Source organism: Neptuniibacter pectenicola, assembly GCF_001597735.1.
GTDB lineage: Bacteria > Pseudomonadota > Gammaproteobacteria > Pseudomonadales > Balneatricaceae > Neptuniibacter > Neptuniibacter pectenicola.
The window spans coordinates 16,061-27,483 of the sequence record NZ_LUTS01000020.1 but is presented as its reverse complement, the minus strand read 5'-3'; the positions used below and the strand labels follow the sequence as shown (position 1 = coordinate 27,483).

The 11,423-nt window shown below is 42.4% G+C and carries 8 protein-coding genes; 4 read left to right on the top strand and 4 right to left on the bottom strand.

Annotated features, from left to right (window positions below):
• Positions 1 to 275 precede the first annotated feature (275 nt).
• Positions 276 to 350, bottom strand: coding sequence for a pyrroloquinoline quinone precursor peptide PqqA (pqqA, locus tag A3773_RS17630; protein WP_075109601.1), 75 nt, complete (start codon positions 348 to 350; stop codon positions 276 to 278).
• A 222-nt stretch (positions 351 to 572) separates the two neighbouring features.
• Entirely contained in the window at positions 573 to 2,357 is a 1,785-nt protein-coding gene (locus A3773_RS16095; protein WP_067988302.1) for a methyl-accepting chemotaxis protein, read from the bottom strand.
• 995 nt (positions 2,358 to 3,352) lie between these two features.
• On the opposite strand from A3773_RS16095, the gene A3773_RS16090 reads away from it, so the two are divergent.
• The 4 genes from A3773_RS16090 to A3773_RS16075 all read left to right on the top strand — a co-directional run bounded on the left by A3773_RS16090 (position 3,353) and on the right by A3773_RS16075 (position 9,655).
• Positions 3,353 to 5,356: a sigma-54-dependent Fis family transcriptional regulator gene (locus A3773_RS16090; protein WP_067988299.1), complete on the top strand. Its 2,004-nt coding sequence runs from the start codon at positions 3,353 to 3,355 to the stop codon at positions 5,354 to 5,356.
• A 195-nt stretch (positions 5,357 to 5,551) separates the two neighbouring features.
• Positions 5,552 to 6,040 (top strand): hypothetical protein, encoded by a 489-nt coding sequence (locus tag A3773_RS16085; protein ID WP_067988296.1) that lies wholly within the window; start codon positions 5,552 to 5,554, stop codon positions 6,038 to 6,040.
• Positions 6,041 to 6,446: 406 nt separating this feature from the next.
• On the top strand, positions 6,447 to 7,676 hold the full coding sequence (locus A3773_RS16080) for a hypothetical protein (protein ID WP_067988293.1): 1,230 nt from the start codon (positions 6,447 to 6,449) through the stop codon (positions 7,674 to 7,676).
• Positions 7,677 to 8,173: 497 nt separating this feature from the next.
• A complete protein-coding gene (locus tag A3773_RS16075) occupies positions 8,174 to 9,655 on the top strand; it encodes an aldehyde dehydrogenase family protein (RefSeq protein WP_197462813.1) in 1,482 nt (493 codons plus the stop codon).
• Positions 9,656 to 9,950: 295 nt separating this feature from the next.
• On the opposite strand, the gene A3773_RS16070 is transcribed toward A3773_RS16075, so the two are convergent.
• Both A3773_RS16070 and A3773_RS16065 read right to left on the bottom strand, forming a co-directional pair.
• The gene (locus A3773_RS16070; protein ID WP_067988286.1) at positions 9,951 to 10,475 is read right to left on the bottom strand and encodes a DUF1097 domain-containing protein; all 525 of its coding nucleotides are present in this window, start codon (positions 10,473 to 10,475) and stop codon (positions 9,951 to 9,953) included.
• 463 nt (positions 10,476 to 10,938) lie between these two features.
• Positions 10,939 to 11,385: a hypothetical protein gene (locus A3773_RS16065; protein WP_156473558.1), complete on the bottom strand. Its 447-nt coding sequence runs from the start codon at positions 11,383 to 11,385 to the stop codon at positions 10,939 to 10,941.
• Between the last annotated feature and the right edge of the window lie 38 nt (positions 11,386 to 11,423).

The window sequence follows — 11,423 nt, the reverse complement described above, 5'->3', positions numbered from 1 at the left end:
CACAGTTACGACAGTTACAGTTCCACTGAGGAAAACCGCCGCCAGCAGCTGAGCCTAATACTTGTACTTTCATTATTATTCTTCTAATTGGTCTTGCTTTTTACAGGCCTATAACAGACCCATAAAAAGCAAGAGATGTTCCTAGCGATAGGTGCCAAGTCTAGAAAAAGCTATTCGATAAATCACTTTACCTTACAGCCAATAACTCGGCACCAATCTTACACAACCCAAAAAGTGCAGGTTGCGACCATCACCTGGGGAAGATGATATAAAGCTTAGCGGTTTGCGAAGTACATAGTAACTTCAAAACCAATTCGTAGATCGCTGTATGCTGGTTTAGACCATTTCATAAGTAACTCCTATTTATTCAATTTATTATTAAATTTATTATCAATTGTCGTACTGTTGAAACTAAAGCGCTACACCTGTTGCAGAAGCGGACAGCTAATTGCGCATTACAGGTATGACACTTCTCATTAAAATAACAAGCTAGATTCATGCCATGACATCAATTAACTCACTATTTAAAATGTTTGGTTGCTTTATTAAACACGACCGCTAGCCGCTCGCGTCTATAAAAGTACATCAGGCTCAAAGCCCATAATTAACGCACCCCAATGCCGCCCATCAACAAAGACAGGGATAGAAAGCTCATTAAGTATTTCACCTGTATCACGGATATAGGTTTGCATTAGGAAGGGCTGAGTGTGCGTCGCCCTACGCTGCTCTGAACGGGTATCAAAGAAGATGCGTCGATTACGGCTTTGCGCATTATCAATCGAAAAGTCACCAACCATAGGCTTAGACACTTTCTTATGGTGGGTCGCTATATAGCCACGCTGATCGACTAATACGGCGTAAATAAATTCAGAATTCAGCTCAACAAAATGGTCGATAACGGCCTGAAAGGTCATATCAAAATTATCCGTATATGCCGCCATATACTTCGCAGGCTTCTGATCCGGATTTATTCGCTGATAATTTGTATCAAACACATTGCAGCGTTGACTCACACCCTGCAGCAAACTTTCCAACTCAGCATGGAAACTGCGTCCCTTCTGAATGATACTTTCAAACGCACCGTAGCCAATGATAAAGCGAGAAAGCAACTCCTGACTCTCCTCAGTCGAAACCTCTAGGTCATTAGAGAAGTCTTTTGAGTGCTCCATCTCGTCTTTAATTTCTGCCGAGATCTTTGTAATCAACTCTACATGCTTATGTGAGCTTTTGTTGGTATATGAAAGCTCATCAATTGCAGCACTAATACCCGACAGCTGCGTATCCACCTCCTCAAAATCGGTGACCAACTGCCCAAATTGAGCGTTAGTCTGCTCAATAAACTCACCCGTCGATTCTACATAGCCTAAAATATTTTTAGCGCTACTACCGGTATCAGACACTAATGAAGACATTTGAGAGATATTTTTATCGATCTCACTGGTCGCCGAACCCACTTTCTGGGCAAGCCCTCGCACCTCATCCGCTACTACAGCAAACCCCCGCCCCGCATCACCTGCGCGTGCCGCCTCAATCGAGGCATTCAAGGCCAACAAATTCGTTTGCTCAGAGAACTCCTGCACCATTAACAAAATTTGAGTAATATTTTGCGAATTTGCATGCAAGCTCGCAATTTTAGCTTGAAACTCATGCACAAGCTGACGAATCGCCTCAACTTGATCCTGTACCTTTAACAGCTCAGCATTGGATTCACGCACATCATTAAGGTTTGAGGAATTTTGCTCACTAATTTGAATAGTACTCTGAGCTATTCCATCAATCGCCTGCGTTGATTCACTACTCGACTGAAAGACCTGATGCGCCTTATCCTCTTGCTCGCTTGCGTTACTGCTTGCTTGACCAATCACCTTTTTAAGACGTGCTGCCGACACAGCAATATTTACACTTCTAGATCGGGTATCAGCGATAATATCTTTCAACTTTGCCGAAAACTCATTGTAACTCTGCGCCATAACCGAAATTTCATCGCAGGTATAAACAGGCAGCGTTACCGAAATATCCCCACCCTTCTCCTTAATAGCACTAAGAACCCGCGTAATATCTTGAATCGGCTTAAGAAACAGGTGACGCATAAAAAATATCGCGAAAACACCACCGATTAAGGCCAGTCCTACGGTTATTGATGCAGACAGCCAAAAGGTACTGAGTGCATTAGCTAACAACACCCTAGCCGACTCACTCATCTCAACCGTCGAAAGGATCACCTCTAAATCCTGCCCATAACGATAAACAAGCGCCATCAAAACAATATGTGGCAAGATAAGAAAGAGGACATTGCCCACAATCTTTTTCGTTAATGAATTAAATAAACCACGTTCAATACTCTTATATAAACCCATAGACCTACTGTTCGCCTTTTTATAATTATTTTCTAAGCATTTAACCCGAAGAAGCACGAACACCCATCAATCCTAATCCGTGCCGCTCTCAAATGCGCTACGAGTAACAACTGGCTCAGTTTTAAATCAAGATATATGCCAAAAGAAAGAAAACCCGACCAAAAACCAGTAAGTAATTGAAATTAAACACATAAATCAGAATATGAGAAAAAACCTGAACAGATCAAACAGAGGAAAGCAGCGTTTTATTTCGACAACATGCGACACGCTGTTGCGATGCTGCAACAACATCCGAGAAAAAAACAGACTCACCCATAAAAAGAAACAAGCGATAAACAAAAGAGATACGGCCCGTCTCTACAGCAAAACACGCCCTGTAACAGGTGTTTTAAAACAACCTCTGCGACAAAAGTAGCAAGGTCAACCACCCTACGGAAGAAGCGAGAAAAACAGGCGACACCATATATTACTAACCCTGTAGCGCACCCAATAGACAAAAAGCAATCCAAACACCACAGATTATTTGTCTCGAAATTAAAACACTTGTAGATTAAATGCTACACTTGTAGCAGACCTGCACTATTCGATAGCGACACATGAACGGATCGCGGAAAGTAACACCTGTTTCACCCTAGCAACAAGGGTTAGCAGAAATGCTGAAAATTAATTTTTTATTATTAAGAATCAAATAGTTATTAATAATAACAAAGAAACAAAACAGCTAAAAACTGCACGAGAAAGCACACTCGGTATTAAGCTTTATCTGTCGTATTTCGAACCATTAACCCCCGAAAACAGGCATCAATTGATATGAAAAACACACCTAAAAGCAAACAAGCTAGGCTGGCATACATCCTGCAAAGGTGTAATCAACAGTGTAGCCAAACATTGTTACAGTAATACTCGTATAAAATAATAATAAGCCTTATCGCTTGACGACTGAGAATCCTATCCGTCTTCAGACCCGCTTGATATAAGGCAGGAGCGAATCCAGCATGAGAAATATGCCACAAATCAATGGCACCAAGGATGTTGTAGCCTACGTAACAGGAAGTTTCCAAGATCGACAATTCACACCAGGAGACCTGATAGCCAAGTCCTGGGAAAGAAGCCTGCTAAAACACGGGCTAGATCCAAAAACCCCTCAACCAGTAGACATCCTGACTCATTATGAGATTCAAGAACAGTTACAACTTCACGAAGATTACCTGAATATTGCCCGAAATGGATTAACCGGCCTATCCAAGCGGGTTGCAGATGCAGGCTTCTCCGTCTTATTAACCGATGAGTCTGGGCTAACGTTAGATGCACGCCTCCCTAAAATGTCTAAAGATATCTGGCAAAACGCTGGCTTGCTCGTTGGATCCACATGGGGAGAAGCACAAGCAGGTACCAACGGTATAGGCACCTGTTTAGAAGAAAAAGAGTCCATGATTATTCACCATCATGAACATTTCTTCGCTAATCATCACCAGCTTAGCTGTTCCGTCACCCCTATTTTTGACCCTTTAGGCAACCTCAAGGGCTGCCTAAATGCGTCCTGCCTAAACGCACCAGGCAGCAAAGAGAGCCAATTCTTAACGCTACAGATGATCATTATGTATGGGCGCATGATTGAGAATAGTTATTTTCGTCAAACGTACCGCAGCCAGATCACAATGAACATTAAAGAGACCAATAACTTTTCTGACCTAGCACAAGAGCAGTTATTGGCGGTTAACGAACGCGGCATTATCATTGGCGCAAACCGTTCAGCCTTTGCAGAATATGAAAACTTGCTCGACAGAGGCCAGCAACTACTCGGCATGCAGATTCAAGATATTGTTGGCTTAACAGTCGATCAGCTGCTAACCAAGAGTAATGGTGGCGCATCAACAGTAAGGCACCAGTCACCCAAATTACTCGACGAAATAGAGATTGCCATTCGCGTTCCTGCTAACAAGCTTGTAACGAACATGAATGACGAAGTCGTCTTAAAGCCTAAAGAGCCTACGCCTAGCGCCCCCAAACACAGGCACCCCACGTTAGAAAAACTAGCGGGTGAAGATGAAGGTGTACTGCGTAATGTGCAACAGATAAGACATGTACTCAACAAAGACATCCCTATTCTCATCACCGGCGAAACGGGTACAGGCAAAGAGGCTTTCGCCCGCGCGATACACGATGCTAGCGATAAAAAGAATGGCCCCTTTATCGCCCTAAACTGCGCCGCGATTCCCGAGTCATTAATTGAAAGTGAGTTATTCGGCTACAAAAGCGGCTCCTTTACCGGCGCTAACCGCAAAGGAATGAAAGGTAAGCTTGAACAAGCTAACGGCGGTACAATTTTCTTAGACGAAATAGGCGACATGCCTGCACAGCTACAGACTCGTTTATTACGCGCCCTAGCTGAACGCGAGATCATGCCCCTAGGCGCGACAGAACCCACCCCGCTTGATATACAGGTGATCTCCGCAACCCATCAAGACCTTATGCAGCACATTAAAGATAAAATGTTCCGCGAGGATTTTTATTATCGCCTTAATGGAATGTCCCTAAAATTACCCGCCCTACGTAACCGAGATGATAAGGACTTCATTATCAACTGCATACTCGATAGCGAGCTAGGCGGTTCAGAAGGGGTTGTTTTTGCACCTCAAGCACGCCAGATACTTCATGATTACCATTGGCCAGGCAATATACGTCAATTAGCTAACGTATTGCGCTATGCCCTAGCAGTATCAAAAGAGAAGCACATCACCATTGACGATCTGCCTATCGAAGTACGCGCAGCTAAAGAGCTCTATAAAGAAGAGGAGATCATTCCTGAAACAGAAACGGAAAAACAGATGAGCCTATCTGATTTCGTTCATGACGAAGAGGGGCGACGCTTAGTCGATGCCTTACGTCAATATCGTTGGAATATCACTCAAGTGTCGGAAGAGCTCAATATCTGCCGCTCAACTGTTTATCGTAAAATGAAAAAATATAATATCGTTCAACCTAACGACATTTATTAACCCAATACACTGCATTTAAGGTTGTGGGGTTGAGCTACACGGCTTAACCCACAACCTTAAAGCAGATCGAACAGCCCCACCCTCCTCATTACCTATGCCCAAACAGACTGAATAACCCGCCATAAAAATTACTATCTATTTAGATAAGTAATTGGCATAGCACCTGCATTGTTCCTTTTGAATAAAAGCCAATCTATGAATTTATCACTTAGAATTGATGAATCAACGGAGAATATAAAAATGTTAAAAATAATACTGCCACTGTTCATTACCCTTTTTTGCCTAAGTGCAAACGCTGCTGAAGCACCAAGCTCTAAAGAAGCATTACTCGAACGTTTCTTAGAAGCCCATGAAGCTAAAAGCTACTCAGATATAGAAGCCCTAATCAACTGGGATGGCGTAAGAAAATATAAAGCTAAGATGATTCGTGTTTACACTCGCAACAACTTTGGCCGAAAGGTATTAAAAACAGAGTTTGAAGCGGCTGACACTGAGTTTCTAAAGAGTTTTGCGGTAGGTCCAAAGAAATACCACAGCAACTTACCGGTTACACATTTAATGCGAATCTATTTTGAAGATACGGTAGGTGACGAAGAGCCAGAGTTTGGATCTGTAGTATATCTTGTAGGGCAAAACAGCGATGGCTACCAAATCGCTATCGCGGTTAATGACCAAAAATCTTAATACGCTTTAATATTTAAATAGCACTTTTAATAAAGTGCTATTTTTTTATATATCAATGCAACACTTGTATCCATATAGCAACAACCTTATTAAATTATGCGACAGATAAGTCATATAAAAAATACTGCAAAATAAAAAACAAATAAAAGAACAGTTGTCGCAAAAATAAAACATAAATGCGACAGATGATTAACGTTAAATATTATTTATTATGCTTTCTCATAGAAACAAAATAATAAAAAAAACTTTTTCCCTTATATTTCAAAAAGATAAATAAAAAAACACTCCTTAATACATTTCTGGCACAGCTATTGCGATATGTATCCCCGGCTAGAGTAATTAAATTTAATTATTTTTAAAAACCAAAACAAAAACTTACTTATAAAAAAGTTAGGGGGATTCGTTAATGAAACGAACACTAATCAACATGAATGTTGCCGCTGCAATACTTGCTATGTCCGCTGTAGCAACAACAGCAACTGCTGCAGAATTCATGGATGGAAAAATCAAAATCAGTGGCGCAGCTATGCAGTCATGGCAATCAGGTATCGATGTAGATGGAGCCGCAGCTAATGCTGGAGATGCCTCTTCTGACTCTGCATTCCAACGCATGCGTTTTGCATTGAACATCAATGCGCAGGTCTCTGAGAATGTTTCCGTATTCGCTGAGTTAGCTGAAGAACCTAACGACTGGGGTAATGGCAGCGCTGCAATCAGCCAAGATTTAGGCTGGATTCAATTTGACCTACCTAACAACACCGGTGTTCGTTTAGGTAACGTTGTTTCTACTACACAAAACTTCATCCGCTACTCAGATGGTGCTGCTGTACAAAGCAACCCGTTCGTAGGTAACGGTCTAGTCGACATGATTACTGCTGAGGAAGGTCTATGGGCTTATGGTTCTCACACTCTATCTAGCGGCACAAACGTAACGTGGGATGCTGTATTAGCAACACCAGACTTCTTCACAGATTTCTCTGATGGACACGGTTACAACATGGGTTTACGTGGTACCGTTAACCTAGAAAGCGGCCTTTCTTTTGGTGCCGGTACGTTTAAAACTAACCACGATCAAGCATCAGTTGCTGGCAAAGCGGCTGGCTCATTGATTGCTGTTGGTGATGGCGACAACTACCAGTTCGCAAGCACTGCGGTTAATGCCCGCGCAACTCATCCATTGATCGTTCCAGGTGTTGATGCCTTCATTTGGCAGGCTGATGTTCAATATAAAGCCAACAACTTCCTTGTACACGGCCTTATCGGTCAAGCTGAAGATGATTACAGCTGGGTAGGTCAAGGTACAGGCGGCTCAGGCTTAACTTCCACAGCCTACGTAGCTCAAAAATCTAAAATGGCCTTCTGGTCAATCGAAGGTAAATACGATATCAGCAATGATTTCTACGTTGCTGCTCGTTATGCTGAATCAGAAAACAAAAGCGCTGGCATTAGCGGTCCTAATGAAGCGACACGCCTACAGCTAGGTGCTGGTTACTGGATGAACGACTCTACTTTGTTTAAAGCAGAATATGTTAAACAGGAAGAAGATCAGTTCTCCGGCGGTGGCGCTACAGACTCTAGTGTTGCTGGCGGCACTGAGTGGGATGGCTTAATCGTAGAAGCATCTGTAACTTTCTAACAGGTAAAGATGGGAGCCCCCCCCTTCGGGCTCCCACCTTACTAGCTAGAGAATTTCTTCATCAATTCACCCTCCGGTGATCTTGAGCACCTTTTTAAGGTGCTCTTTTTTCACCTTTGAAGGAAACATACTGCCTCGGTTTTCTTCAAAACTACTGTCACGACAGCAGTGGCTTTGGCCTGCCTAAGTTCGCACTCTGAGGCAGGCCCTTTTTAGATGGATCCCTCGACAACCACCTTCGCTACCCTGTAAACCTAAGGTTATACAACCCCTATAGCGCAACACTTGTCGCGTTATTAAAACACCTATCTCGCCGTTGCACCGGTTAAGTTAACCTTAGTGTCAACACAAAAAAGATTAATCAAAACAACAATAAAACCCCTTTATTAACAATAACTTAAATGATTATCTTTTTTATTCATATACTCATATCTGGCACACATACTGCTGAAGGTATTACTCATAATAAAACCAATGAGTAGTCAATGGAGCAATGTATGCACGATCTATTATGTTCTCAAGCAAAAACATTTTTAAGCCAACCGATCCCACTCTTTATTAACGGCACATGGACCAATAGCCAAGGCGGAAAAACCACCGATGTTATTGATCCCTCATCTGGATTAAAAGTAGCAACGGTCGCGTCAGGTAACGAACAAGATGTAGACATGGCTGTTGTTGCCGCAGACAAAGCATTTAAAACCTGGTCAGCGCTAGCCCCCAAAGAACGCGCTCACTACCTAAACCTCCTTGCCGACAAACTAGAAAGCGAAGCACAAACGCTAGCTCAACTAGAAGCCCTTGATGTAGGTAAAGCCTTTGTAAATGCTGACGGATTTGATATTCCGTTTGGTATTGAATGTGTACGTTATTACGCCGACCTATCAGTAACCGCTGATTACGGCAAGACATTAGAACTAAAAGACATAGAAGCCCGCGTTCACCGTGCACCTTATGGGGTATGTGGCTTCATCTTTCCTTGGAACTTCCCTTTTGACCTTCTTATGTGGAACGTTATGCCAGCACTTGCAGCCGGCAACACGGTTGTAATCAAACCCGCTGAACTAACGCCACTAACCACGCTATATGTTTGTAAATTAGCCGAAGAAGTTGGTATTCCTGCCGGTGTTATCAATGTGGTGGTGGGTGCTGGACGTGCTGTAGGCACGCCGTTAATCGAACACCCTAAGACACGCCGCATCTCCTTTACCGGTTCATCCGGTGTAGGTAAACAGATTGCATCAATGTGCGGCCAACGCCCAATCCCATGCAAATTAGAACTCGGCGGTAAAGGTGCCGCTGTCGTCTTTGATGATGCGGACCTTGATAATGCAGTCGAGCAATTGGCTGGCGCTATTACACTGAATACAGGACAAGTGTGCTGTACAGCAACACGCTGGTTGATCCATGAAAACATCTACGACCAGTTTGTTGAAAAAGTAACCGCTAAACTGAAGAGCACGATTATTGGCCCAGGTATTGATCCAAAAACAGAGATGGGTCCTGTCGTCAGCCAAGCACAGCAAGACACCGTTCTCGATTACCTCAGCAAAGGCTTAACTGAAGGTGCTGTTGAAGTACTTGCTGGCGGTAAAGTCGCTGTTGATGGCCATGATGGAGGCTATTATGTAGCTCCTTATCTTTTAACCGGCTCACCTGAAAATATCTGTTTTAAAGAAGAGATATTTGGCCCAGCGGCCTTCCTTGTTAAATTTAAAGATGAAGAAGAAGCACTAGATCTCGTCAATAGCTTGGAATATGGCTTAGCAAACAGTGTATTCAGTGCCGACTTAGCACGCTGCGGTCGCGTAGCTGAAAAAATGATTGCCGGTAATAGCTGGATTAACGCACACAATGTTTTCGCCTATGGCTTACCCTACGGCGGCATTAACATGAGCGGTGTCGGCGGTGGCGTGAATAGCCCTGAAACCTTTTATGATTATCTGCGTGATCTAACGATCGCACGCCCTCTTGGTTAATCTTACCTACCGAACCAACAAACCGGGATTTTAATTAATACCCGGTTTTTTTACGCCTCATCAAACCGCCCCGCCTATAGATAGATGCACTCTTTTGAACGAACACCCTACTCCCACCTAAGCCAAAAAATGTTCGCTTATTTAACGCCACCTATTGAATGCCTAAACAAAAAAAAGCCCTAAACCAATCGGTTTAGGGCTAAAGCCGCCGTGAATAGCGGATGGATTTGGTACCACAGTAGAAGGTGCGGTACCGAGAGCGAAGGGTCCTACTAGTACACTTTTGCGATCAACCTTATGCGTCTGCGGATACGGCGCCGGCGGCTAAGGTTGAAAGCTTGCCAAAAACGGCACCTAAAATGAACGATAACGAGATGATCAATAATGGATTTTCAAACGATGGAGACATCAATACATCTAAAGACAACATGCCTTCAGTCTGTAATAGGTAAGCGAAGGTAGCCGCATAAGAAAGAACTGAAGCAGGCACCGCCCCGAACATAGATAGGTTAGAGGCAAAGACAACAGTAAACGCAGTAATTGCCACAACAATCGCCGCCCATAATGGCCCGCCTAGCACTTCACCAAAAGGAAGTTTTAATATAATAAAGGCGCCAATCCAACCAATGACAACGCCAAACACGCCGCAGACGATCGTGCTTTTAAAGGCAGCATTATCGGCACCCAGTGCAGCAAATGCAGCCCATGCAATAAAGATTGCCCAGATCAAAACGAAACCTGACAAAGGGCTTAATGCCATCCAGGTAGCTAATGCACCGAATATAGCGATACTTAAAGAAGTAGCTGTTAAAGGGTTCATAAATGACTTTTCCTTATTTTTTTAAATTTATGTCATTCAATAAATGATTTAAATAATCACTTATCAATTATCACCATCAATAAAGCAGATATAATGCCAACTATTAAATAAAACCAAAAAACGTTTCAAGCCTTATAAAACAACGATGAAACACTATTAAAGATAAAATAAAACATATAAAAACTGCATCAAGTGTCGCAAACATCCAACAAAACCGGAAAAAATAAGACATAAAGCGACACTCACCCCATATTATAAAGTGATCATTAAGCATTTTTAGGCACTCGATAAAACCATAAATTGAGATAATAGAGGGATAAAACAAACGGAATAAGCGCAAGCATAAAAACATTAAGGGTTATTAGAGAGGCAGAGAGGCAGAGAGGCAGAGAGGCAGAGAGGCAGAGAGGCAGGCGACTTTATTCAGAAGGAATGAAGCTACACTCATCTAGCGGGCTAATGATTAATCTTTTTTAATAATAATGATTGAATTAGAGGGAATAGAATCGGGAGAAATAATTTCCATATAATTATTATAATAGCCAGAAGCGCTGCTAATACGATGCAAAGCAACTTCTATGCTGTCAACGATATTACGTTCTTGAACAATAAGCGCCGAATAATGGGACACATTTAGTAGATTTATATTATCGTTAACACCTTTATCAACAAAGAGAATAGAACTTTCTTCTACAGCCAATAATGTTTGAAAGACAATTACATTTAATTGATTGTCCGATGTAGCTGCATCAACATTATGAGTACCAAAATATAGTTTTAGCGGGGCACTCACTAACTCCTCACCTAATTGATCTAAGTGTTGATACAGGACATTGGTCAGTTCACTGTCTTCTTGTATCTCATAAACAGGAACATTTAATAAAGATAGCTTCCGTTTTAATTTTTCCACAAATACTCCACGGACAAATAAAATGAGGAGCTTCGCGC